Genomic DNA, 23,168 nt, shown 5'->3' with positions numbered 1-23,168 from the left:
ACAGCGGTCACTGGCGTCTTTCGGGTGCTGGGTGTCTCGGGCACGGCGGTCACCACCGGCGGCTGTAGCGGTTGCGGAGCCAGATCGCGGCGGCGTTCATCACGAGCAGGATCGCCAGCAGCAGGATGATCGCGGCGGCTGCCAGATGGTGGAACTCCTCGCGGGACTGGCTGATCCAGTTGTAGATCTGCACCGGGAGCACGGTGTACTCGCTCTGCAGACCCTCGGGGTTGAACATGACGAAGGTGACCGCGCCCAGCATGATCACCGGTGCCGCCTCACCGATCGCGCGGGACAGCGCGAGGATCGATCCGGTCGCGATGCCCGGCACGGCGGCGGGGAGCACCTGGCGCCAGATCGTCTGCCACTGGGTCGCGCCCAGCGCGAGCGACGCCTGCCGGATGGACCTTGGGACGGCCCTGATCGCTTCCCTCGACGAGATGATCACCACGGGCAGCACCAGCAGGGACAGCGTCAGCGAGGCGGTGAGGACCGTGGTGCCCAGCGCGAGCTGGCGGGCCAGCAGGCCGAGTCCGAGGATGCCGTAGATGATCGAGGGCACAGCGGCCAGGTTCTGGATGTTGACCTCGATCAGCCGGTTGTACCAGCGGTCCTGGTCCGCGTACTCCTCCAGATAGATCGCCGCCATGATGCCCGTCGGCAGGCAGAACAGCGCGGTGAAGGAGATGACCCAGATCGTGCCGAAGATCGCGGACTGGGCGCCCGCGTTCTCCGGACGGCGGATGGAGGGGAAGTTGTTCCACAACCGGGAGTCCAGGCGCGGCCACGCCTCGACGAGGACGTAGGTCAGCAGCGAGACCAGGAAGACGATGCCGATGGCCAGGCAGGCGAGCAGCAGCCAGCGGAACAAGCTCTCCCCCGGCCTAAACCGTGGTCCGGCCAGCGTTCCGCGGCCGGGAGCCGCCGGCTTCTCGATGACGGGGGCGGTCATTCGTACACCTCCCGGTACTTGCGGACCAGCCGGATGCTGATCAGGTTCATCACGAAGGTCGCCAGGAACAGCAGCGCGCCCACCGCGAAGATGGTGTTGTAGGAGATCGAGCCCACCGGGACGTCGCCGGAGGCGGCGCGTGCGATGAACGCGGTCATGGTCTCCATCTCGCCCAGCGGCCTGAGCGTGAACTCGGCGCTCACACCCGCCGCGATGAGCACGATCATGGTTTCGCCGACGGCCCGGGAGACACCGAGGACGCAGGCGGCGACGATGCCGGACAGGGCCGCGGGGACGACGACGCGGACCGAGGTCGTGCGCTTGCCGGAGCCGAGCGCGAAGGAGCCCTCGCGCAGCGCGTGCGGCACCGCGGACAGCGCGTCCTCGGTGAGCGAGGCGATGGTCGGCACGATCATCACGCCCATCACCAGGCCCGCCGCCAGGCCGTTGCGGACGTCGGGCGTCCAGCCGCTCGGCAGGATGTCCTTCAGCAGCGGCGTGATGAAGGCCAGCGCGAAGAAGCCGTAGACCACGGTGGGGATCCCGGCCAGGACCTCCAGGCTGGGCTTGAGCCACTTGCGCAGCCGCGGGTTGGCGTACTCGCTGAGGTAGATCGCCGCACCGAGCCCGACGGGCACGGCGATGAACAGGGCGATGCCGGTGATCACGACCGTGGCGGCCACCAGGGGCAGCACGCCGAAGTGCTTGTCGGCGAACAGCGGCGTCCACTCCGTGCCGGTGAAGAACTCGGACAGGCTGACCGTCCGGAAGAACTCCACGGCCGGGGGGATCAGCGAGACGACGATCCCCACGGTGGTGGCCACCGACACCAGGGCCGCGGTCAGCAGCAGCCCCTTGATCACGGCTTCGCCGTAACGCGGACGAGTCCGCCGCAGGGACCGGGAACCGGCCCCCGCAGCGGACTGGGTGCTGGAGCCGGTCACTTAGCGGCTTCCTTCAGCTTCGTCAGGGCCGCCTCGAGCTCCTTCTCCTGCTCCGCGTTGAGCGGAATGAACTTGGAGTCCTCGGCGATCTTCTTGTTGTTCTCCACGTAGAACTCGACGAAGTCGAGAACCTGCGGCTTCTTCAGGCCGGCGTCCGAGGGGTAGATGAACAGCTGCCGGCCCAGCGGCTTGTACGTGCCGTCCTGCACCGTCTCCACGCTCGGCGTGACACAGCCGTCGCCGCCGTCGATCTGGAGGACCTTGAGCTTGTCGGCGTTCTCCTCGTAGTAGGAGAAGCCGAAGTAGCCCATGCCGCCCTTGGTCCCGGACACGCCGGTCACGGTGACGTTGTCGTCCTCGCTGCCGCTGTAGTCCGTGCGGGAGGCACCCTCCTCACCGTTGATGGCCTCGGTGAAGTAGTCGAAGGTGCCCGAGTCGGTGCCCGCGCCGAAGAGCTTCAGCGGCTCGTTCGGGAACTTGGGGTCGACCTGGTTCCAGTTGTTCACCTTGGAACCGGGCTCCCAGATCTTCTTGAGCTGCTCGACGGTGAGGCACTCCGCCCAGTCGTTGTCCTTGCTGACCACGACGGAGAGACCGTCGTTGGCGATGGCGAGCTGCTCGTACTTGATGTTGTTCTCTTCGCAGGTCTTGATCTCCTCGTCCTTGATCGGACGGGAGGCGTCGGAGATGTCGGTCTCACCGACGCAGAACTTCTTGAAACCGCCACCGGTGCCGGACGTGGCGACCGTGACCCGGACCTTCGGCTGCTCCTCGGCGTAGAACTCCGAGGCGGCGCTGGTCAGCGGAGCCACGGTGCTGGAGCCGTCGACCTTCACCGTGCCCGACAGTTCATCACCACTGCCGCCCGACCCGGCGTCGCCGCCGCCGCACGCGCTCGCAGCCAGCATCACAGCAGCCGTCAGGGCCAGGGGAGCCTTGGCCCGGCGCAACGAAGTGGAAATGTTCACGACTCTCGACCCTCGCGTCTGCCGGGCGTGCCGGCGGTGGACGGGTGCGCTGCGCGCTCCGCTCTGACACCTTGGATCGAAGTCTGACTATATGAACACCGGATGTACGGGCGGCCCCTCCCGCATGAACTATAGCCACCCATCTATATAGATCGATCTTGCTTTAAGTGACGGTGGCGATTCCGGATGCCAGGGGGCCGGGATGGCGCGGCGGGGTCAGAGTTCGAACGGAGTTCACTGTTCAGCCGCTTCGGTGCGCCCGGACCGCGCCTAGCGTCATTCATCGACGTCCACCTATACACCGGTGGCATCGCGCTCGTCCCCGAAACGCATGGAGGAACCGTGCCCGACCTGCCCCTGCTGCCCGGCCACAACACCGCGCGGTCCGCTCTGACCTGCCGGTACCGGTGCGGCGACGCCTGCTCGCACGACGCGCCCAACCGCTCGCTCAACCCGTACTTCGGCGACATCGTGCAGCGGGCCCTCTCCCGCAGAGGCGTCCTCAAAGGCAGCGCCGCCGTGGTGGCACTGGCCGCCGGCGGCACCGCGCTCGTGGCCACTCCCGCGACCGCCGCACCGGCCACTGCCGGGGGCCGCCCGCCACGCGGCCTGGACTTCGAGCCGGTCGCCCCGAACACGGCAGACGCCGTGACGATCCCGGACGGCTACGCCCAGCAGGTCGTCATACGCTGGGGCGACCCCGTCCTCGCCGGGGCTCCCCGCTTCGACGCCCGCAAACAGAGCGCGCGGGCACAGGCACGGCAGTTCGGATACAACGCCGACTACATGGCGCTGCTGGACCTGCCCCGCCGCCGGGACCAGAAGCTGCTCGTGGTGAACCACGAGTACACCAGCGAACAGGTCATGTTCTACGGCTACGACCCGGCCAACCCCACCCGCGAACAGGTCGAGATCGCCTGGGCCGCCCACGGCCTGACCGTCCTCGTCGTACGCGAGGACCGCCGCTCGGGCCAGCTGTGGCCGGTCGTCGGCGACGTCCTCAACCGCCGCATCACCGCCACCACTCCCTTCACCCTCACCGGGCCGGCCGCGGGCAGCGATCTACTCAAGACCAGCGCCGACCCGACCGGCCGGACGGTACTGGGCACACTCAACAACTGCGGCGGCGGCACGACTCCGTGGGGCACGGTGCTGTCCGGCGAGGAGAACTTCAACCAGTACTTCGCAGGCGCGGCCGCCGTCACCGACCCGACCGCGAAGGCCCGCCTGGCCCGCTACGGCCTGCCCACCGGTGCCAGCGAGCGCAAGTGGGAGCGGTACGACGACCGCTTCGACATCGGCAAGGAACCGAACGAGCCCAACCGGCACGGCTGGGTCGTCGAGATCGACCCGCACGACCCGCACTCCACGCCGCGCAAGCGCACCGCCCTGGGCCGCTTCAAGCACGAGGCCGCCGAGCCCCGCATCACGGCCGACGGCCGCGTGGCCCTCTACATGGGCGACGACGAACGCTTCGACTACCTCTACAAGTACGTCTCCAAGCACGCGTACAAGAAGGGCCACGGCCGCGCCGCCCGCGAGCACAACATGCGTCTGCTCGACGAAGGCACGCTGTATGTCGCGAAGTTCACCGGCGACAGCCCGGCTTCCGAGATCGACGGCACAGGAAAGCTCCCTGGGGATGGGGAGTTCGACGGCGGCGGTGAGTGGATCCCGCTCGCCTCGGGCTCGGTGTCGCACGTGCCGGGGATGAGCGCAGAGGAGGTGTACGTCTTCACGCGCCTGGCCGCTGACAAGGTGGGCGCCACGAAGATGGACCGCCCCGAGGACGTCGAGCCCCACCCCTACACCGGCCGCGTCTACGTCGCCCTGACCAACAACAAGGACCGCGGCGCCACCGGCAAGGCCGGCCCCGACGAGGCCAACCCGCGCACCGGCAACAAGCACGGCCACATCCTGGAGCTGGAGGAGACCCGCTCCAACGCCGCCGCCCAGACCTTCCGCTGGAAGCTGATGCTGGTCTGCGGCGACCCCGAGGACCCCTCCACCTACTTCGCCGGCTTCGACAAGAACCAGGTCAGCCCGATCTCCTGCCCCGACAACGTCGCCTTCGACGAGTACGGCAACCTGTGGATCGCCACCGACGGTGCCGCCCTCGGCTTCAACGACGGCCTCTTCGCCGTCCCGGTCAAGGGACCCCAGCGCGGCCACGTGAAGCAGTTCCTGACCATGCCCAAGGGCGCTGAGTGCTGCGGCCCCATCATCACGAGGGACCGCATCCTCGTCGCTCCGCAGCACCCGGGCGAGACGGACGGCGCCACCGCCGAGAACCCCGGCTCCACCTGGCCCGACGGCCCGGGCAAACTCCCACGCCCGTCGGTCGTTGCAGTCTGGGCCGACTGATCACCAGCTGATCAGCCGCAGCAGGATGATCCACCCTCCGAGACCACCTCGGCCACCAGCCGCGGCACGGTCTCGGAGGCTGCCGCGCCCACGTCCCGCTTCGAGGCGCGCACAATGACGGAGTGCATTCCCTCGGTAACCTGGGCGTGAGCGTGACCTCGATCCCGGTGGCAGCGTCGAACCAACCTCGCACCGTCGTTGGACTCGCACCCGGGACGACGGATCACCCGAGCTCGGGGGGAACCACACCGTGGCGGCGGCGCGGGGACCACCGCATCCACCCCGTTGCGTGGTGCTCGTTGACAGGCCGCCCCCGGCTCGTCAGGGGGCACGCATCAAAAGCTTGATCGCTGAGAGCCGCTCCAAGCGGGATAGTCACCGTACTTCTCTGGCAGGTCTCGCCTGGTCTGTATGGGGACGGGCGTCAGGGGTGCAGGCATCTGACCATTGTGCGGACGGGTGGCGGCGCACATCGTAAAGATTCCGAGATCAACTGTGCGGTCGATGTTGTCGGGAGCGGCAACACCGTGTGTCGGGCGGATTCGCACCTCCAGGGTCTCATCCGGGAGGCGTTGCAGTTCCCATGCTCCGCTGCGCCAACCGACGTTCCACACCGCGTGCAGGGTGTTTCCGCGGGCGGGCAGCGTCCACAGCGGCCACATCAGCACATCCTGGCCGTCCAGGTGATGCCACAGGATCGGCCGCGTCGGGCGGATCGGTTGCACGGCACGGCTGGAGCGGGACTGGAAGGGGAACTCACCCACGGCAAGGGTCGCCAGCCAGGTGGCACCGGGGACAGCCATGCTGCCGGCCGGACCACGGACTTCCGGGTATGTGGAGTAAGAGGCGTGGGGGTCGAGCAGCCACCCGTCGGCGCCCTCCACCCGGCGCCAGCCGGTGAGAGCCTCGGTCAGCAGCCGTCGTGGCTCCTTCCTCACCTCCAGCATCGGGTAGTACCAGAAGCTGCCGATGGTCTGGCGGCCGCGGACAGCGATGTAGGGGGTCACCGCACAGTACCCGTCCGCGTCGGTCGCCTCGTCGGTCAAGGCTGCCTTCAACCAGGACAGGCCGCCCTTGTACCGATTCATGGTTCTCGCACGGAATTCGTCGGGCCGCATTCTCAGGGGGTCCGGACCGCCACTCCGGCGTCGCAGCGGGAAGTCGGTTTCGTAGGGAATGGCCCACCCCGGCTTGACCTTGTCCAGCCGCCGCAGCAGGGCGCTCACCAAGTCATCGATGCCTGAGTAGCGGGAGGCATCGCAGTGCACGATCGCCCAGTGAGACTCGGGCGACCAGCTCAGGTATGCCACCTCGCTGAGCTGGTTGATCAGTCCGATCGCCGCCAGGAACCCCAACGGCTCGTCGCCGACCAGCCCGGGCAACTCCACAGGGACATACTTCGTCATGTTGTTCCCCCTGAGGGCGCCCGCACGGTCCAGGCACACCACGCCATCGCATCCTCACTCCCCTACAGGCCAGCACAATAGGTGATCTCAGCAATACCCCGCGTCGGCGGGAGGATGTGGCTTGGCCGGGTAGCCGGTCTTGGCCTCTGGAGCACCTCCGCGTCGGACGGGAGGACCACGTAGGACAAGAGGGCGCAGCGGTGAAGGCCGGCACACGCCTGCGTCGGCCGGGAGGACATCGAGGGTGCCACAGCGGGGGGCTAGGCCGTTTCGTTCGGATCAGCCCGCCGTTGGTCCGGGCGTGCCGTTAACAGATGCGCAATGGGCGCGGATCGAGCCGCTACTCCCCGACCGGACGCCGAAGCGAGGCGGCCGGTGGCGTGACCACCGGGAGGTGATCGATGCGATCGCCTTCAAGTTCCAGACCGGAACGCAGTGGGTTCACCTGCCGGAGCAGTACGGCAACTGGAGGGGCGTCTACAACCGGTTGCGGATGTGGGCCGTCGACGGCACCTGGGAGCGGGTGTTCACCGCGCTGATGGCCCAGGCCGACGCGGACGAGGACCTCGACTGGGCCGTCTCGGTGGACTCCACGATCGTGCGCGCCCACCAGCACGCGGCCGGGGCCCGCAAAAAAGGGGGGGCCCCGGCCGGCGAACCGGCCGACCACGCCATCGGCCGGTCCCGCGGCGGGCTGACCACAAAGATCCACCTCGCAGCCGATGGCCGCTGCCGGCCTCTGGCCTTCCATCTCACCGCCGGACAGGCCGGTGACGCACCCGCCTTCGGCGAGGTGATGAGGCGTCTGCGCGTTCCCCGCCGGCGTGGACGGCCCCGCACCAGGCCGGACGTCGTCCTGGCCGACAAGGCGTATTCGTCACGCGCGATTCGCGGGCACCTGCGCAAGCGCGGCATCCGGGCAGTGATTCCCGTCCCGGCGGACCAGCGCGGCCACCGGCTGCGAAGGGGCAGCCGGGGCGGCAGACCACCGGCCTTCGACCGCGAGACCTACAAGCAGCGCAACACCGTCGAGCGGCGCATCAACCGCCTCAAGCAGTGGCGCGGCATCGCGACCCGCTACGAGAAGACCGCGACCATCTACATGGCCGGACTCCACGTCGCGGGCATCTTCCTGTGGTCTGCCCGATGATCCAATCGAAACCGACTAGACGTCGAGGCTCAAGGGAGCTCCTAGGGCCAGGACGATTTCGAGACGGAGTCGCGCGATTCGCCAGCCGTTCTCGGTTCGCCGGGCGACGGCGTGGTACTTGCCACCGGCGTCCTCGTGCGTCATCGGCTCCGAGACTTTCGGGAGGTGATACGCAACTTGGTAGGTGAGGATCGTTGCCTCATCCCCGTCGACCTCGATGTAGATCTGGCCCATGTGGTGAAACGTCGCCTCGTAGCGGGAGGGCAAATCGCGCTTGGGGCCGTCGGCGATAGCTTGTCGACCGCGGCGGACTTCCCTGCCGATCTCCATCACAGCGTCTTCGGTGAACAGTGCACCGTAGCCGTCGAAATCTCTTTCATCGAGCGTTCGCGGCACCGCCTGTATCAGCTTCCGCAGCTCCGATTCGTCCAGCAGTCGCTGCACCGTCGTAGTGTCCACGTCCTCGTTCCTTTCGTTGGTCAGGCTCACTGGTTGGCCTCTTCGAACTCGGTGTGTTTGCGCACTCGTGCCTGATCAGAGGTTCAGCAGGCGTTCCGCGTTGCCGTGTGCGATGCGTTTGCGGTCGGCACGGGAGAACGGCGCTGAGCGGAGGAACTCGACTGCCTCGGCGGTGGATTCGTAGGGGTAGTCGACGGCGAACAGCAGCCGGTCGGCGCCGATGGCGTGGACGGCTCCGAGGAGGGCCGCGTGGGAGAAGACGCCGCTGGTGGTCGCGTAGAGGTTGTGCCGCAGGTAGTGGGAGGGCAGTCGGCGTGGCCTGCCCTTGGGGTCGGCCTGGTGGGAGCGGCTGTCGAGCCGGGCCAGCTGGAAGGGCAGCAGTTCTCCCATGTGCCCCAGCGTCACCGAGGCCCCGGGGAACTCGTCGAACACTCCGCCGTAGATCAGGCGGAGTGCGTGTGCGCCGACCTGCGCCGTCCATCCCCAGGTCGGCCCGCTCAGCACGGGATGCCCCTGGAACACCCGCCACTGATCGGCAGGGACGAGCGCGGGATGGAGGTAGAGCGTCACGCCGAGCCGTTCAAGCTCGGCCCACACCGGCCGGAACCGCGGCTCGTCGAGGTAGTGGCCCTGGACGTGGTCGTTGTGCAGGACCCCCTTGAGACCCAGTACCTCCACGGCTCGGCGCAGCTCGGTCACGGCGGCCTGCGGGTCCTGCAGCGGCAGGACGGCGAAGCCGGCGAACCGTGTCGGGTGGGCGGCGACCACCTCGGCCAGGTGGTCGTTGACCCGGCGGGCCGTGGCCACGGCCTCGGAGGGGTCCTCGATGGCCTCCACGCCGGGTGAGGTGAGCGACAGGACCTGCATGTCCACCCCATGATCGTCCATGTCCGCCAGCCGCAACTCCGTGAAGTCCGCGAGCCGGCGCCCCCACTCCTGCCCCCAGCCGGGGGGCATAGGGGCCTCGCCCGGCCACGGGATCAGCTCCGGAACGGAGAACGCCTCTTCGACTGCGATCACCTTCATGCCGCGCCCCGGACGGCCGGCGGCGGTCCCGGCCGACGTGGAGGTGGCGGCCTGGGCGGCTGCGGGCGGGGCCGCGAGGGCTGCCGTGCCGGCGGTGGCGCCGGCCGCGGCGGCCAGCAGACGCCGCCGCGAGGTGCCCGCTGCGAGGGGGGATACAGACGGTCCTGTCGTCATCGTCCTGCCTTTCCATCGGTTTATGCGAATCGGGGACATGGGGCTGGGCTGGAATCGATCGAGCCCAGTATTAGGTAAACTAATCATAGGCTACCTAATGAATGATGGTCTCGGAAGCCCCGGTGATGTTGGGCACCAGGTCTGACCGGCTTACGATCGACAGACCGCGCCGAACCGACCGCCCCACTGGGAAAGCAGACCCATGTCCTCCTCCCCGTCTGAATCCGAGCCCCTCATCCGGCTGCTGTGGCGCGCACACAACTGGTTCCGAACCGCCCTGATCAACGCGCTTGAGGCCCAGGACGGCGAGGCGACCATCAGCGCAGCGCACGTGACCTTGCTGAGCCAGCTCCCGTCAGAGGGGGCAAGCATCGCCGAGCTGTCCCGGCGTCTGGGCGTCAGCGCCCCTACCGCGCACCAGTGGGTTCATGAACTCGCCGCCATGGGCTTTGCGACCGTGGAGAGCGATCCCCGGTCCGCGCGGTCCAAGCTCGTGCGCCTCTCGACAGCCGGTACCCGGCGCCGCGCGGAGTCGATGGAGATACTGGCCGGGCTCGAAGACGCGCTCGCCGGGCGCGTCGGTGCGGACATGGTCACCGCACTTCGGGCAGCCCTGGAGGAACCGTGGGGATCTCCGGAGTCGGCGGCTGCGGACGCCGACCTTGCCCCGCTGAAACGCCGTTGACTCCCGGGCACAGTGGCCGGTACCTCCCCGGGCAAGGACTCAGTGCCTGTGCGGGCGATGCGCTGGGTGACGCCGCGCTGCGGCATGATCCAAATGACAGGCCCTAGTGGTGCGGGACGATCACCACCGCGCGAGCAGAGGTGAACCGCGGACGGAGACGTCCGGTGATACCAGCAGGGGGTGCTCTCCGTGCGAGCGGGGGTGATCCCGTCGAGAGAAAGTCCAACCGCCTGACGACTGCCGTTCGCACGAACGGCGATCTACTGCACACGCAGCAGCTCCCATTTGGCAGCCACCGATGTCGTCAAGACTTTTCCGGATCAGGCGCTCCACTGGCTTCATCACCTGGGTTGCTCATAGCCAGGACCTCCAGCGCACGCCACGGCTCATCGGCCGGCACAGTGCCGTCCTGCACCATCCGGTCGATGGCCGCCCGTACGACGGCTGCGGTCTCCACTGGCACGTCCCGCACGCCGAACACCGTCTCCAGCGGGGCCGTGCCCTTGCGGTTCGGCTCACCCGTGGCGGCGTCGAACCAGCCCTCGGCCAGCTCACCCAGGTGCCGCTCGAACACAGTGAGGATCACGCCGAGCGCCGTCGCGCTGTTGCCGATCTTGTAGGCGGCCCGCGACGTCTCCAGCGCATCGAGAACCGGCTCGTACTGCTCCAGGCCCGCCACCCACCGCTGGTCCGCGGAGGCCGTGGCGCGTGCGGCGTCGAACGCGGCTTCGGCGCGCTCCAGCTCGTCGGGCAGGAACACCAACTGCACGGAGGCGAAGTCGAGGTTGGCCTCGCCGAGACTGGCGACGTCCACCTTTTCCAGCAGGTCGAGAGTCTTGTCGTCCAGGCCGGTGTACTGGCGCCACTCCACCGACTCCAGCTCGTCGTACAGCTCCTTGAGGATCGCTGGGTCGTCCTCGCCATCGATGGCGTTGTGTGAGAGCTGGATCGCGATCTGCCGCTGCCGTGGCAGCGGCTCGTCGATCTGCATCCACCAGATCGAGGACAGGCCGGCCTCGATGGCCGCGAGCGTGCGGTGGTTGCCGGACAGCACGATCAGCCGCCCGCTGTCGGTATCGTTCCAGACCAGCGGGGTCGAGGTCAGGTGCCCGTCGCGCTTGATGTTGGCGACGAGCTGCCGGAACCTCTCGTGCGGCATGAAGCGCGCGTTGACGTCCAGCAGGGTCAGCGTTCGCGGGTCGCCCTGCACCATCTTCGGCGCGGCGAGCTGGGTCGACTCCTCCATGGTCAGACTCCCGTCTGCGTCGGCGTGGCACGGGCGCCCCACCGCTTCGCCCACTTCTCCAGAGCCCCGGCGAGCGTGTGCCCGCCCATCGGCCCCTGGTACTGGAGCTGGAACTTCCAGCCGTCCCCGTTCGACGGGCTGCGTTTCACCATCCGCAGCAGCCCGCGGTACTTCATCGACACCGGGTTGTTGCTGAACGCCGTCGTGAGCACCGTGCGGATCCGGCGCGAGAGCGCCCGCTGGCACAACAGCTGTGCTTCCGCGCTGGTAGCCGCGAGCACGATCAGCTTCGACAGCCGCGGGTAGTCCGTCGGCGCGACCGCGAAGTCGGAGAGCAGGTATGCCTCGTCGGGCGTGTAGGTGCTCGGCGCCATGGCGAAGACGCCGAGGATCTTGCCGGTGCCGTCCCGGACTGCGACCGCGAGGTTCGCGGCGCCGGGCGCGATGCGCGGGTTGAGGTAGCGGGAGCGCAGCGCGTTGAACTGGCCCGGCTTGAGTATGGCGAGCTGCAACGGCCCGACCAGTTCGTCACCGGCCTGCAACCGTGGGGCCTTGACGGGCTCGATCGGCTGGCGGGGAGCGACGATCCGCGTCGGAGCAGCGGAGGCATAGACATAGAAGGGAGCGGCGCGCGGGGTGGCCTTGATCACGCCGCGCAAGTACGCGCGCAGCTCGGGCACGTCGTGATTCGAGGCGGTCAGCCAGTACGGCCGGTCGGTGATAGCGGCGAGGACGTCAACCACGTCGGCGTCGGACAGCGGCTCGTACTCGGGGGCGTCCCACGTGAAGTGGGTGTTCAGCGGCTCGTACAGCTTCTCGTACCCGCCGCCGTAAAAGGGAGGGAAGGAGCAAACGGGAGCCTCGCGTGGCACCTTCTGGAGCCAGGTGCGCACGTCTTCCACTTCGTACGAGGCCAGTTCGACGCGGGTTGTCGATAGCCGCTGGACGGTCTCGGCGTGCTTGGTCTTCCACTGGTCTCGGTAAGACCGTACGACCCGTTCGTGCCAGAGGCCTTCTCGGCCGACGCTGGCCAGGAACCTGGTGCCGAGCATCATCGTGGCGACGGTGCCGACTCCGTCGTCCAACGAGTCAGCAAGCCAGTGGAGCTGTTCCTTGCTCTCCTCCCGCAACTGGATGCCGATGCGCTGTTTGGTAAGCCACCGGCCGATAGCTGTGGTGTAAATGGACACGTCCGAGGAGTGGAGAGCGAAGCCCATTCCACCCAGGGACCTTTCGATGGTGAAGTTCCCGCAGCACGGAATGTAGACACACCCTCGCGGCCAACTTCCCGCTGTTTCACGCACGATGGCGCGCATCGGGCTCGGAATGGTGCCCTGGAACAACTCTCTCCTCCCGGATGCGCGTTTGCGAGGAACGACCAGCGCCCGGCCCGTCGAGTGCCGGACCGGGCGCTGAAGAGGAACTTAACACAAGGATCGTAGTAACAATTTCAAGTAGGTCACCTATCTCACCCCAACTCGTCGCCCCCGACCGGCCAGAGGCTACCGGGCGCCTTCAAGCGAGAGGTGGACCGTCCGAACCATCTTCCATGTATAGGCGGCGGCCTCACGTCGCATCTCGACTAGGTCGAGGCGATCGATCAGCAGTGGCACAGGAGGCAGAGAACGGAGGGGCTTGACCACGGCCTGAACGGGGCGTGCTGGAATCCTCGTGCGGCAGTAGCCGATTCCGATATGGGGCCTGAGCCTGCTGCTGCTCTTCATGGGGGGAAGGCCACAGGCGAAGGAGGCCGCGACGAGTCGCTGATGGAGGGAGATGATGGGGGTCCATGGAGCGACGCTGTAACGGAGGGCACCGCGAGATCCTGTAAGGGGCAGGGCGGAAAGCTCGAAAGCGGGCGGCGCCTCGGCTTGTACGGCTTCAACCAGGTCGTGGAGCTGACGCTCGTCGACGTCATGGGCAAGGGCGATACGGCCCATCGTGAGGTGGAAGCCCTGCCGATCGATCAGATCGAATGCCTGTAGGTGGCGTACTGCGTCCTGGCACCGAAGAGCGTGAGCGACGAACGCGGGATCATCGGGAACGGTGAGCAGCCAGTAGTAGGCGCGTGTGTCGGCTGTCCAGCCCGGGCGCCGCCAGTGGTCTTGCATCTCTGTGAGTGCGTCGAAGGCCTGCCAATCGTGTGTGGCGATGGCGACAGGGTCATTCAGGTCCGGGGGTGGGCTGGAGGGGAACGCGTCCGGGTGCGTGATCAGTGGAGCCATCCCGCGGCGACGTCCTTCCCGTGACGTGTGCTGACGCTGGCATCGTGACAGAGTCGGCCAGCTGGCGTACACGGGGGGTGGCGGCCCACGCCCGCAGGGCCTCGCCGTACTCACGTACGGCCGCGACCTCCTTCCAGTTCGTTGCGCTGCGTCGGAGATCATGGGCTCGTTGGACGACCGACAGGATCAGGGGACCGTCCGCCGCGTCTTCGAGGACCTGCCGGCCGAGAAGCATGGCGTGTTCGACATCAGGGCGTTGACCCAAGACCAGTGCGGTGGCGACATCGAGCCGAACCAGGGAGCGCGTCCAGTCCGAGTCTGATTCGGCGACGTGTTCGCTGATCTCATCCTCGTAGCGCAGGACCTCGGCGGTGTCGCCGAGGGCGACGTAGCCGGTGATGGCGTTGGCCAGAGTACGGGTAACGCCGTAGGGCTCCAGCGAGATGCAGGGAGTCAGAGCGGCGGTGACGCCGTGGCGGGCGGTGAGACCTTCCGCAGCCTCGATGGCGCGGATGGTGCCGGTGTGATCGCCCTGACGGGCGAGCGCGCGTGCGAGTCCGTTGACGTGGAGGCGAATGGCCTGAGGGTGTTCCGGAGAGAGTGCGATCCCCGTCCTGGCCCATGTAGCTGCGTGAGCGAAATCGCCCTGGTAATAGGACGACAGTGAGCGCGTGCCGTGGACCCACATGATCGTCTCTAGGTCGCCGATGTCCTGGGCCATGGTGACGGCTTCGGTGCAGTAAGACGCAGCGACGTCGTGGCGTCCGGCATTGACTGCCATGTAGCCCAGGACGGCCGAGATGCGTGCCGCGACCCGGAACAGCTCGGTGCGGTGGGAGGGCGGCTGTTGGCCCTGAAGCAGCCTGTGCAGGTGAGAACGGAGCTTGCGCGTCTTGCTGGCGAGCCGGGACGAGCCCGTGGGCCCGTCGGACTCGTAGACATCGACGATGCGCAGCAAAGCGTCTTCAGCTGCCTGAATCGCCATCGGCGCCGTATTCGATGCCAGCATGTCGTCCACGGCGGTGGCGATGTCCACCGGGTCGTCCCAGTCAGGCTCGACCGGCGTGACAGGGATGGCTGGTGCGCCCGGTACGCGGATGGGTGACAAGGCGGCCGGGACGCCCAAGCCCTCCACCACCTTGATGATCTTGTCGATGCGCGTCAGGGGACGGCCGGCTTCGAGCTTGGAGACTTCGCCCTGAGACAGACCGGTGCGCGAGGCGATGTCTCCTTGGGACAGGCCGGCGATCTCTCGGATGAGCTTGATGGCCGTGACGAAGTCATAGGAAGAGAAGGCCTGTTGTACTGCGGGGTGGTCCCAGACCTGTGAAGGCAGCCATCCCGTCTGCTGGCACGTCACGCACAGAGGGCCGGGGTTGTAGCGGCTGAGTGGAGCGCCGCACCACCTGTTGCTGCATCGGCCATTCGTCTTCACGTTGCCCCCGAACTCGCCTTTCAGACAGGGCCCTTCAGCCTATTCACTTTGGAATATTCCTGCGGGAATGGGTTCCCCGTGAGGATCGTGCCACTCTCCTTTTCGGCCGCTGCCCAAGCGGTTTCATGAGAGGAGGTGTCCCGATTTGTTCACTCACGCATGGACGGATGACGAACTGGTCGATGTCCTCGCTGACCGGTACGGGCTGCGGGTCATCTCCGCGTCACGGGTCGATCACCCGGAGCCAAGGGCCATGAGCTGGCGCGTCAAGCACGAGGCTGGAGGCCCAGTGCAGGTCACGCAGCACCTGGACCGGAAGCGCCTGGCGTCGGCATCGATCGCGCTGGACATGGCTGAATACTGCCGTGCCGCATCCCTCGCGGTCCCCAGGGGCTGGGCCGACTCCTCTACCTGCACGACACCCATTTCGCCCCAGAGATCGACCAAACAGTCACGGAGCGTGTCCGACATGCTCAACCGACTGCCCCCGTAGCCGGTGACCGGGACAGGTGCGCACGTCGTTACCCCGTGGCGGGTGGCTTGTCCCGGTGACCTCTCCCTCTTACCCACGCCAAGTCACGCGGCCGGCGCACCTGTTAGGTCGCCCGCCCCCGAGGTTGCTGATGTCTGTTACTTCACCTGCTGGACGCTCTGCAGGCCGACGACGTGGAAGGCCGTCAGGGCGCGGGCTGAACACTGCCAGGGGTATACGCGCGCGGCTGCGGCTACTCGCCGTCGTCCCAGCGGCTGCTGTGCTGGTGTGGTTGGCCTTGGCCGAGCATGTCCTGCGTGCCGGACTGCTGAGGTCCGGCATGAGTTGGCTCCCGTGGACCGGAGCGGCCCTTGGATGCCTGCTTGTGGCGAGCGCCGCGTGGGGGTGGGCTGATGCGACCGCGGGCACGGTCCATGAGCAGCGGGTGGCCAACAGCAACGCCGTGGAGCAGTGGATCACGCGTCTGCTCTCGGTCCTGGCTGATGGTCTCAAGTGCACCCAGCAGACGATGGATCAAGTACAACGTGGCGAGCGGCCGCAGCTGCGCGAACTGCCCCTGAAGCCTGATGAGCGCAACCGATTCGCCGTTTTGGAGTACGAGCTGCACAGGTTCGTACGCGAGGCTCAGCTATTGATCAGCGGTGCTTCCGCTCAGCAGGAGAAGCGGGCGCACCTCACGCTCGGGCGCCGGATGCTGATGCTGCTCAACCAGATGCTGAGGGCCTTCGACGAGCTGGAGCGTGAGATCGAGGACCCTGTTGTCCTGCGTCCGCTGTGGCATCTGGATCACATGGCGACTCGGGCCCGTCGCTTCGCCGAGAGCATCGCCGTAGTGGGAGGCGCCGTGCCTCGGCGCTCCGACAAGCCGACATCGCTGTCCGATGTGATCAACCATGCGATTGCCGAGGTCGAGCAGTATGCGCGCGTGAAGCTTGCGTCACCCGTCGAGGGGACTATCAGGGGCAGGGCGGCAGCCGGCCTCATTCATTCGCTGGCCGAGCTGATCGACAACGCGACTAACTTCTCCGCTCCCGACACTCAGGTCGCGGTCCGAGTCGTGAAACTGCCGGCCGGGATCGCCATCGAGATCGACGATCACGGAGAGCAGATACCGGACGAATTCCGGGATCAGTTGAACGGTCTGTTGGCCGATGTGTCCCGTCCCACCGTCGGCGAGTTCGTGCGCGATGGACGTATCGGGATGTGGGTGGTCGCCACCCACGCCCGGCGGATCGGCTTCCAGGTGAGGCTCCAGACCAACATCTATCTGGGCAACCAAGCGGTTGTCGTCATTCCGTTCGCTCTGTTTCACAGCAGCACGACCGACAACGGACAGGACGAGCAACCTGCGCCCGCACCGGTACGCCGAGATCTGGAAACGCCTCGGCCGCCCCTGACTGGTGGACGCATCCGTCCGGGCAGCGACACACGTCTTCCGGACGGTCCGCGACCCGCAGGTGCCGCACTGCCGACTTCGGCAGCCGACGCTGAGCGGTTGCCGCCGCTGCCCCAGCGCAGGACGGGCGCGACGCAGGCATTTCAACCCGGCCGGACAAGCTCAACCAGTTCCGGCAGCGAGAGCCCGCAGCCGCTGACGGTCCGGGACACCTCACGCTCCTACCTGGCAGAAGGACTGCGGCGTAGGCCCAGTCGAGCCGTGCCCACCAACGCGCCTGATAGCAGGCTGATGGCACAGATCGCTGCCGGACGCCGTCGCGCAGCCCAGCAGGGCGCTTCCGGCAGCCACCCCTCCCCCAAACCTTCCGAATCTCCCCACGCCTTGGAGGCATCTCATGAAGCCCGAAACCCCGACGAATGACCTGACTTGGCTGCTGAAGGACTTCGTCGAGCGGGCGTCCGGCGCCCAGAGCGCGCTGGTGACGTCCCGAGACGGATTGAAGGTGGGCTACTACAGCAGTCTCGATGGAGCCGAGCCGGACACGCTGAGCGCCATCGCCAGCGGGATGCACTCGCTGGCGATCGGTGCCACCGTCGAACTCCAGGTTGCCGGCGGTGTCCGGCAGGTCACCGTGGAACTCGACGAGGGCTACCTGTTCGTCATGGCGGCTGGCGATGGTGCGCTGCTGACCGTCCTGGCCGACGGTGCCACGGACATTGAGCAGATCTCGTATGAGACGGAACTGCTCATCAAGCGCATGCCCGGATCCCTGTCCGTCGCGCTCCGGGACCAGGCTGCGGCTGCCGGCGAGTCGGTCCTGTGAAGTGCCGGGCGACGACATGGTCTGGCTCGACGATGACCTGGGCGCGGTGCGGCCGTATGCACTGGTCCACGGACGCGTCAGCCCTACTCACCCCGAACTTGACCGTGCGTCCCTGGTTCAGGCGAGCAGCGAGCCGCCCGCCACCGCTCTGCAGACCCACTATGCGCAGGTGTTCGACCTGTGTCGCTTCGGGCCACGCTCAGTCGCCGAGATCGCGGCCACACTCGGGAAGCCGATGCAGGTCGTCAAGATCTGGCTGTCCGATCTCCTCGACGACCGCTATCTGACGGTGCCGATGCCGGTCGGCTTCGAGACGGCCGTTACCGATCCACGAGTACTGGAGGACGTCCTTGCCGGACTACACAAGCTCTGACTTGACGATCCCGGCCAAGGTCGTGGTCTCTGGCGGCTTCGGCGCAGGCAAGACAACCCTGGTCGGCGCGGTCAGCGAGATCAAGCCGCTTAAGACTGAGGAGACTCTCACCGTCGCCGGGATCGGCACGGACAGCCTCGTCGGCATTGAGCGGAAGACGCAGACCACGGTGGCCATGGACTTCGGCCGCATCACCATTCCGCTCAGTTCCCGGACGGTGAGGGAGCTGCGGTACGGGGGAAGGGCCCATGTCCAGCTGATGCTGTTCGGTACTCCCGGCCAGGACCGCTTCTGGTTCATGTGGGACGACCTGGTCGAGGGAGCCATCGGCGCGGTCGTCCTCACCGACACCCGTCGGCTCGCGGACTGCTTCGCGGCCGTGGAGTACTTCGAACGCCGCCGAACGCCATTCCTCGTGGCGATCAACCGCTTCGACGGAGCCCACCTCTACACCGAAGACGAAGTCCGCGCGGCCCTCCAGCTCGACCCGCAGATCCCAGTCGTCTCATGCGACGCGCGTCAGAAGGCGTCCGTGCGACAGGTGCTGATCTCGCTGATCGAGCACGTTCGCGAGCGCACCCGAAACTCGCCCACTCGACCGCCCCTCACTGATGTTTGCCTCGGAGAAACGCCCAATGCCCACCTTTGACAACGATTCCGGCCGCCACGACCTGGTCCCGGCCGACCGTGAACTCCACACGCGTATGGGCTTGCTGCCGGTCCTGAACCTGGTCGATGACCAACCGGTTGCCCAGCTCGACGCACTCGCCTCGGCGCTGGCGGCCGAAGCGGCCGACCTGGTGAGGAACCCGGCCGGGTTCCACAGCATGGTCAACATCATGAAGAACGGCTACCAGTACTTCGCCGGAATGTACGTCCCCGTCGGCCGAGGCGGCGGCGAAAGCCAGGCCGCCGCCACCGAGATCCCGCCCGTTCAGCGGTTCATGCCCCGCAACGAGGGGTGGTGCGTCCACACCCTGGACCGCCGTAAAGTGCTGCCTTTGGAAGACATTTACGACTATCCCCGATGGTCGGGCAACGGCGCCGTTGCCAAGCTCGGTGCTCGCACCTACCTCGGCGGCCCCCTGATCCATCAGTCGACGGATACGGGAATCGGAACCATCTGTCTGGTCGGAGACCGGGTGACCGCCTGGGGGCGTTCCGGCGTCAGCCTCCTCAAGCACTACCAGCAGCAGACCCTGACTCTGATCGACGAGCTCTCTGCCCAAGCGCCGCACCCGCTCACCGCGCCGCGCTGACCGCACACCACGGCAAGGCAGTAGGGCCGTTGGCCCGAGGAAAGGGAAATCCAGGATGTCTTCACTCGACGTGTATCTGAGCGAAGCCCATCGCAGCCTGCGCAAGCAAGGCCGGGAGGTCGCCCGCGAAGAGGTCGCACCCCGCATCGCAGACATGGAAGCCGCCGGAACGCACACCGACCACGGCATCGCACGCATCGTGGGCGAGCGGGGCTGGTTCGGCGTATTCATCGGCACCGAGCACGGGGGCCTGCACGCCGGGCACGTCGCCAAGACCATCCTGCTCGATGAGCTCTCCTACGTCAGCGGAGCCGCAGGTGCGATTCTGCAGGCCCCACTTATCCCCACCCTCGCCCTCCTGTACCGAGGCAGCGTCGAGCAGAAGCAGCGATGGCTGCCCCAGATCGCCGCCGGAACGCTGTACATGGCGATCGCGGTCACCGAACCGGAACACGGCAGTCATGTCCTCGGCATGACGAGTACAGCGCGCCGCAGTGGCAAGTACTGGATCATCAACGCCGACAAATGCTGGGTGGGTGCCTCGGGTATCGCCCACCTCCACGTGGTCATCGTCCGCACAGGCAAGCGCGGCGACCCGCGGGGCTTGTCGGCCTTCCTCGTCGAAGCCGACCGGGACGGCCTCGAAGTCACCCAGCCACCGCTGGTAGGTCTGCACGGGTTCACCGCCGGCAATGTGCGGCTGCGCAACGTCCGTGTACCCGCGAGCGCGTTGCTAGGCGAGGTGGGGGACGGCCTTGACATCGCCTACACCGCCTCCACCGTCTGTGGCCGCCCCAACCTCGCGGCAGTCGCGCTCGGGCTGCATCGCCGCGTGCTGGATGTGACCACCGACTTCCTCGCCGGTCGCCCGCGATACGACGGTGTCCTGGCGGACCTGCCGGTCGTCGGCCAGCACCTCGCCGAAATGAAGTCCCGTCTGATGACAGCCGAAGGCGCTGTCTACTACGCGGCGCACCTGCTGGATCAGGGCGTTTCGTGCGACGCAGAACTGGTCAACAGCAAGCTCGTCAACAGCCGTGCGGCCAAGGCTTCTGTCCAGGAAGGCAAGGACACCCATGGCGGATACAGCGGCCGGGCCGACTACGAGATTTCCCGTCTCTCCCGCGACATCGACCTCGTCTCAGCCCCCGCCGGACCGGACGACATCCAACTCCTTCGGCTCAGCGAGGTGGCCCGGGGCACCGACCGTGTCCAGTGGTCCGCACGCTACCTCGCGCAAACCGCCTCCCAGACGCCCCCTGTCTGATCCCCCGCTTCCCGCCCCCTGCTGGACCGACATGGAGCACCTTCATGGCGAGCACCTCCCTCCACGCCGTACTGGGAGTCGGCCGACGGCCTGAGGGAGCTGATCGGCACGCGGAATTTCGGCGGCGGCGCTTCAGACGACCGGACCCCCATACCAACTACGTCATGTCTGAGCAGCACTCCGTCCACGAATTGAGAAGGGACATGCAGACACCTATCCCGGCGGAGATAGCCACATGGGCCAGAGGCCGTGTGGGGAATCACCTATCCTGGGCGCTGCCCAACGACCTCTCCGGTGCCCGCTCCTGGCGCATGTCCTCATCGGAAGGGATCATCGAGCTTCGCGTTCTGCGGACCCATGGCGACTTCCAGCGAGAGGTGTACGCGCACCGGAACGCCATCCCTCACCTCGGCGCCGGACGCGCACCGCGTCTGCTCGGCTTCGAACCCAGGTTGCGGGCGCTGCTGACGTTGGAGCCACGCGGCGAGCGGGTGGACGACGCTCCGGAAAGGGGCCTGCACTTGATGGCACCTGTCCATGAACAGGCCGGACAGCTGCTGCGCAGCCTGCACGACAGCGCGGTCCGAGTCGGCGACAGGCATGCCCAAGCCGTCCGGAACACCGTGCTCTACATCGATTACGTCGACCGCCTGCTGGATCAAATCGATTCCTCGATACTCGACGGGCAGCGCACGGTCATCCGCCGCCGCCTGGACGTCGTGCGCGAGCGTGCCCCTCAGTTACCCAGTGCCTTCTGCCATGGCTCGTTCGGCTCCTCATGCTGGCGATGGCAGCGGGCACAGCGGACCCTGGTCCTCACCGGTTTCAGACGCTCCCAAATGATGGCCGCTTCCCTGGACTTCGCCCGGCCGTCGCTGCTCTGGGCCGACCGTCCTCAGCTCCGGGCCGCCTTCACCAGGGGATACGGCCGACCCTTCAACCAGCTGGAACAGCGCCTGCTGAACGACTTCGCCGTCGTCGCGACCGTAGAGGATCTACGGAACGCGATCCGGCTACAGGACTCCGAAGCACACGCGTATGTCGCCGTGGCCCTCCGCGCCGCCATGAACCGGCTGCAAATCCCGGACATTGCCCTGCCCACACGTCTGGTCGGCACGGAGGCGCCACCCAGATAACGGTCATGCCATTTCCAGACCCACGAACCTCGCCGGGTCCGCCCAGCGCAGGCGACAACCATTGAAAACGTTCTCACGGCGCCGATCGGAGTCTGACCATGACCACGCAACCGCAGCGGCCCGACCTTGCCCGCGAACTGCTCAGCCGGGCCCAGAGAGCAACGACGCACCGCTCCAAGCTGCTCCGCGGACTGCTGAGCCGGTCCGAGATCGACATGGGATGTCATATCGACCACGCCGATGCCCAGGTGCTCCGGCGGATCGTTGCTGAACACGGATGGCCTGGCAGGAGCCTGGTCGGTGAGGAAGGCGCGGAGGCAGCGTGGCAGCTCGCCTTGCACGCCGATCACCTTCCGGACTTCCAGCGGGCGGCGCTGCGCATGTTGGCCAATGCCGTTGAACGGGGTGAGGCCCCGATCCGGCAGTGGGCGCACCTTCGTGACCGGTGCGCCATCAACGCGGGACAGCCCCAGATCTACGGCACACAGCATCGCCGCGGGCTGCCCGGCGTAGAGATGTTGCCGACCCAGGACCCGGAGAACCTGGATGCACGGCGCGCCAGTGTCGGCCTGCCCCCGCACGCCGCTGTTCATGAAGCCCTGCGGCAGCGCCACCACCGTGAACCGAAAACCGAGCAGTCCGGTCGCGACGGCGAGCCGACGCGAGCTGCTCTGCTCAGGAGCGCGGCATGACGATGACCATCACCAGTCCCGCCAGCACCACGTGGAATGCCTGGACAGCGGAAAGCCGCAGCTATCACATGCTCACCGTTGTGGAGCTGGAGCACTTCGTCCGGCAATTCCCCGTACGGCGCGGTCACGTAGCCGTGGACGCCGGCTGCGGCAGTGGCGTGTTCTCCCGTCAGCTCTTCCGCTTCGGCTATGACGTCACCGGACTCGACTACTCCGCCCCCGCCCTGATCGCCGCCCGCCGAACGCCGTTGCCCGGCGTCCGCTACTTGCGTCACGACCTCAACCGGGGCGACCCACCTGGTCTGCCGTCACATGGCATCGATCGCGTGGCCTGTCGCCTGGTCCTGCCCTGCCTTCGTGACCCGGCCGCCTCGATGCGACGCGTCCGCGACCTCTGGCTCAGTCCCGGAGGCCAGATGTACGCCGTGGTTCCCGTCGTTGATGAGCATGCCGAGCAACCCGGAGGAACGACCGAGCGGGAGATCGACGCCCTCAGCTCCGGGTGGGCGCAGACCGTGCGCTACGACCTGCGCGGTCCGCTCGCCTGCCTGGCCCTCCGTACCACGGCGACGTAGACCCCGCTTGGGCTTCCGGCCGACGCCACTCCCGGGAGCCTAAGCGCACAAACTCCCGGCGCGAACAGCGGAACAACATCTCGCACCGGGCCACGCAAGTATCAGGAAATTACGCAC

General features: G+C 67.2%; 22 protein-coding genes. 12 read left to right on the top strand and 10 right to left on the bottom strand.

Going from position 1 to position 23,168, the window contains the following annotated elements; all coding sequences use genetic code 11:
- Positions 1-49: 49 nt before the first annotated feature.
- From pstA to ABZ386_RS01350, 3 genes are read right to left on the bottom strand one after another with little or no spacing between them, the layout of a single operon-like run.
- Positions 50-952 (bottom strand): phosphate ABC transporter permease PstA, encoded by a 903-nt coding sequence (gene pstA / locus ABZ386_RS01360; RefSeq protein ID WP_358962950.1) that lies wholly within the window; start codon positions 950-952, stop codon positions 50-52.
- Positions 949-1,896, bottom strand: a complete 948-nt coding sequence (gene pstC, locus ABZ386_RS01355) for a phosphate ABC transporter permease subunit PstC (RefSeq protein WP_358962948.1) — start codon at positions 1,894-1,896, stop codon at positions 949-951. Before pstC ends, pstA begins: the two co-directional genes overlap by 4 nt.
- Positions 1,893-2,864 (bottom strand): PstS family phosphate ABC transporter substrate-binding protein, encoded by a 972-nt coding sequence (locus ABZ386_RS01350; RefSeq protein WP_358962946.1) that lies wholly within the window; start codon positions 2,862-2,864, stop codon positions 1,893-1,895. The genes pstC and ABZ386_RS01350 overlap by 4 nt, the downstream gene beginning before the upstream one ends.
- 342 nt (positions 2,865-3,206) lie before the next feature.
- On the opposite strand from ABZ386_RS01350, the gene ABZ386_RS01345 reads away from it, so the two are divergent.
- The gene (locus ABZ386_RS01345; RefSeq protein ID WP_358962944.1) at positions 3,207-5,228 is read left to right on the top strand and encodes a PhoX family phosphatase; all 2,022 of its coding nucleotides are present in this window, start codon (positions 3,207-3,209) and stop codon (positions 5,226-5,228) included.
- A gap of 335 nt (positions 5,229-5,563) precedes the next feature.
- Here ABZ386_RS01345 and ABZ386_RS01340 read toward each other — a convergent pair whose 3' ends face one another.
- The gene (locus tag ABZ386_RS01340) at positions 5,564-6,634 is read right to left on the bottom strand and encodes a hypothetical protein (RefSeq protein ID WP_358962941.1); all 1,071 of its coding nucleotides are present in this window, start codon (positions 6,632-6,634) and stop codon (positions 5,564-5,566) included.
- Positions 6,635-6,935: 301 nt separating this feature from the next.
- Between ABZ386_RS01340 and ABZ386_RS01335 the strand changes: the two genes are divergently transcribed.
- Positions 6,936-7,784: an IS5 family transposase gene (locus tag ABZ386_RS01335; RefSeq protein ID WP_358962939.1), complete on the top strand. Its 849-nt coding sequence runs from the start codon at positions 6,936-6,938 to the stop codon at positions 7,782-7,784.
- A gap of 15 nt (positions 7,785-7,799) precedes the next feature.
- On the opposite strand, the gene ABZ386_RS01330 is transcribed toward ABZ386_RS01335, so the two are convergent.
- Positions 7,800-8,273 carry a nuclear transport factor 2 family protein gene (locus tag ABZ386_RS01330; protein ID WP_358962937.1) on the bottom strand — a complete coding sequence of 158 codons (474 nt, stop codon included), beginning with the start codon at positions 8,271-8,273 and terminating at the stop codon, positions 7,800-7,802.
- 45 nt (positions 8,274-8,318) lie between these two features.
- Positions 8,319-9,443, bottom strand: a complete 1,125-nt coding sequence (locus ABZ386_RS01325; protein ID WP_358962932.1) for an amidohydrolase family protein — start codon at positions 9,441-9,443, stop codon at positions 8,319-8,321.
- A gap of 202 nt (positions 9,444-9,645) precedes the next feature.
- On the opposite strand from ABZ386_RS01325, the gene ABZ386_RS01320 reads away from it, so the two are divergent.
- Positions 9,646-10,128: a MarR family transcriptional regulator gene (locus ABZ386_RS01320; protein WP_358962930.1), complete on the top strand. Its 483-nt coding sequence runs from the start codon at positions 9,646-9,648 to the stop codon at positions 10,126-10,128.
- 304 nt (positions 10,129-10,432) lie between these two features.
- Here the strand turns inward: ABZ386_RS01320 and ABZ386_RS01315 are convergent, their stop codons facing one another.
- The 4 genes from ABZ386_RS01315 to ABZ386_RS01300 form a co-directional block, all read right to left on the bottom strand.
- A complete protein-coding gene (locus ABZ386_RS01315) occupies positions 10,433-11,374 on the bottom strand; it encodes a ParB/Srx family N-terminal domain-containing protein (protein WP_358962927.1) in 942 nt (313 codons plus the stop codon).
- Positions 11,375-11,376: 2 nt separating this feature from the next.
- Complete coding sequence (locus ABZ386_RS01310) at positions 11,377-12,690, bottom strand: hypothetical protein (protein WP_358962925.1); 1,314 nt, start codon at positions 12,688-12,690, stop codon at positions 11,377-11,379.
- Between the two features lie 186 nt (positions 12,691-12,876).
- Positions 12,877-13,305, bottom strand: coding sequence for a 2'-5' RNA ligase family protein (locus tag ABZ386_RS01305; protein WP_358963660.1), 429 nt, complete (start codon positions 13,303-13,305; stop codon positions 12,877-12,879).
- A gap of 232 nt (positions 13,306-13,537) precedes the next feature.
- Complete coding sequence (locus ABZ386_RS01300; protein WP_358962922.1) at positions 13,538-14,959, bottom strand: helix-turn-helix transcriptional regulator; 1,422 nt, start codon at positions 14,957-14,959, stop codon at positions 13,538-13,540.
- Positions 14,960-15,951: 992 nt separating this feature from the next.
- Between ABZ386_RS01300 and ABZ386_RS01295 the strand changes: the two genes are divergently transcribed.
- The 9 genes from ABZ386_RS01295 (at position 15,952) to ABZ386_RS01255 (ending at position 23,051) form a co-directional block, all read left to right on the top strand.
- Entirely contained in the window at positions 15,952-17,346 is a 1,395-nt protein-coding gene (locus ABZ386_RS01295) for an ATP-binding protein (RefSeq protein ID WP_358962919.1), read from the top strand.
- Positions 17,321-17,749 (top strand): roadblock/LC7 domain-containing protein, encoded by a 429-nt coding sequence (locus ABZ386_RS01290; protein WP_358962916.1) that lies wholly within the window; start codon positions 17,321-17,323, stop codon positions 17,747-17,749. The genes ABZ386_RS01295 and ABZ386_RS01290 overlap by 26 nt, the downstream gene beginning before the upstream one ends.
- A 16-nt stretch (positions 17,750-17,765) precedes the next feature.
- Complete coding sequence (locus ABZ386_RS01285) at positions 17,766-18,122, top strand: DUF742 domain-containing protein (protein ID WP_358962913.1); 357 nt, start codon at positions 17,766-17,768, stop codon at positions 18,120-18,122.
- Position 18,123: 1 nt separating this feature from the next.
- A complete protein-coding gene (locus tag ABZ386_RS01280) occupies positions 18,124-18,771 on the top strand; it encodes an ATP/GTP-binding protein (protein ID WP_358962911.1) in 648 nt (215 codons plus the stop codon).
- The gene (locus ABZ386_RS01275) at positions 18,758-19,381 is read left to right on the top strand and encodes a GAF domain-containing protein (RefSeq protein ID WP_358962908.1); all 624 of its coding nucleotides are present in this window, start codon (positions 18,758-18,760) and stop codon (positions 19,379-19,381) included. Before ABZ386_RS01280 ends, ABZ386_RS01275 begins: the two co-directional genes overlap by 14 nt.
- A gap of 55 nt (positions 19,382-19,436) precedes the next feature.
- Positions 19,437-20,648 (top strand): acyl-CoA dehydrogenase family protein, encoded by a 1,212-nt coding sequence (locus ABZ386_RS01270; protein ID WP_358962906.1) that lies wholly within the window; start codon positions 19,437-19,439, stop codon positions 20,646-20,648.
- Between the two features lie 164 nt (positions 20,649-20,812).
- Positions 20,813-21,784 (top strand): hypothetical protein, encoded by a 972-nt coding sequence (locus ABZ386_RS01265; protein ID WP_358962904.1) that lies wholly within the window; start codon positions 20,813-20,815, stop codon positions 21,782-21,784.
- Between the two features lie 98 nt (positions 21,785-21,882).
- Positions 21,883-22,476 (top strand): DUF6624 domain-containing protein, encoded by a 594-nt coding sequence (locus tag ABZ386_RS01260; protein WP_358962902.1) that lies wholly within the window; start codon positions 21,883-21,885, stop codon positions 22,474-22,476.
- Positions 22,473-23,051: a class I SAM-dependent methyltransferase gene (locus ABZ386_RS01255; RefSeq protein WP_358962899.1), complete on the top strand. Its 579-nt coding sequence runs from the start codon at positions 22,473-22,475 to the stop codon at positions 23,049-23,051. The genes ABZ386_RS01260 and ABZ386_RS01255 overlap by 4 nt, the downstream gene beginning before the upstream one ends.
- Positions 23,052-23,168 lie beyond the last annotated feature (117 nt).

It is taken from the genome of Streptomyces sp. NPDC006140 (assembly GCF_040628815.1).
Classification (GTDB): Bacteria; Actinomycetota; Actinomycetes; order Streptomycetales; family Streptomycetaceae; genus Streptomyces.
This window is presented reverse-complemented; position numbering and strand designations above follow the sequence as displayed.

What these genes read in the sequence shown, in the direction of transcription:
- pstA (WP_358962950.1), bottom strand. Translation starts at nt 952, where the DNA reads ATGACCGCCCCCGTCATCGAGAAGCCGGCGGCTCCCGGCCGCGGAACG.
- ABZ386_RS01340 (WP_358962941.1), bottom strand. Translation starts at nt 6,634, where the DNA reads ATGACGAAGTATGTCCCTGTGGAGTTGCCCGGGCTGGTCGGCGACGAG.
- ABZ386_RS01325 (WP_358962932.1), bottom strand. Translation starts at nt 9,443, where the DNA reads ATGACGACAGGACCGTCTGTATCCCCCCTCGCAGCGGGCACCTCGCGG.
- ABZ386_RS01320 (WP_358962930.1), top strand. Translation starts at nt 9,646, where the DNA reads ATGTCCTCCTCCCCGTCTGAATCCGAGCCCCTCATCCGGCTGCTGTGG.
- ABZ386_RS01315 (WP_358962927.1), bottom strand. Translation starts at nt 11,374, where the DNA reads ATGGAGGAGTCGACCCAGCTCGCCGCGCCGAAGATGGTGCAGGGCGAC.
- ABZ386_RS01310 (WP_358962925.1), bottom strand. Translation starts at nt 12,690, where the DNA reads ATGCGCGCCATCGTGCGTGAAACAGCGGGAAGTTGGCCGCGAGGGTGT.
- ABZ386_RS01290 (WP_358962916.1), top strand. Translation starts at nt 17,321, where the DNA reads ATGAAGCCCGAAACCCCGACGAATGACCTGACTTGGCTGCTGAAGGAC.
- ABZ386_RS01285 (WP_358962913.1), top strand. Translation starts at nt 17,766, where the DNA reads ATGGTCTGGCTCGACGATGACCTGGGCGCGGTGCGGCCGTATGCACTG.
- ABZ386_RS01275 (WP_358962908.1), top strand. Translation starts at nt 18,758, where the DNA reads ATGCCCACCTTTGACAACGATTCCGGCCGCCACGACCTGGTCCCGGCC.
- ABZ386_RS01270 (WP_358962906.1), top strand. Translation starts at nt 19,437, where the DNA reads ATGTCTTCACTCGACGTGTATCTGAGCGAAGCCCATCGCAGCCTGCGC.
- ABZ386_RS01265 (WP_358962904.1), top strand. Translation starts at nt 20,813, where the DNA reads ATGTCTGAGCAGCACTCCGTCCACGAATTGAGAAGGGACATGCAGACA.
- ABZ386_RS01260 (WP_358962902.1), top strand. Translation starts at nt 21,883, where the DNA reads ATGACCACGCAACCGCAGCGGCCCGACCTTGCCCGCGAACTGCTCAGC.
- ABZ386_RS01255 (WP_358962899.1), top strand. Translation starts at nt 22,473, where the DNA reads ATGACGATGACCATCACCAGTCCCGCCAGCACCACGTGGAATGCCTGG.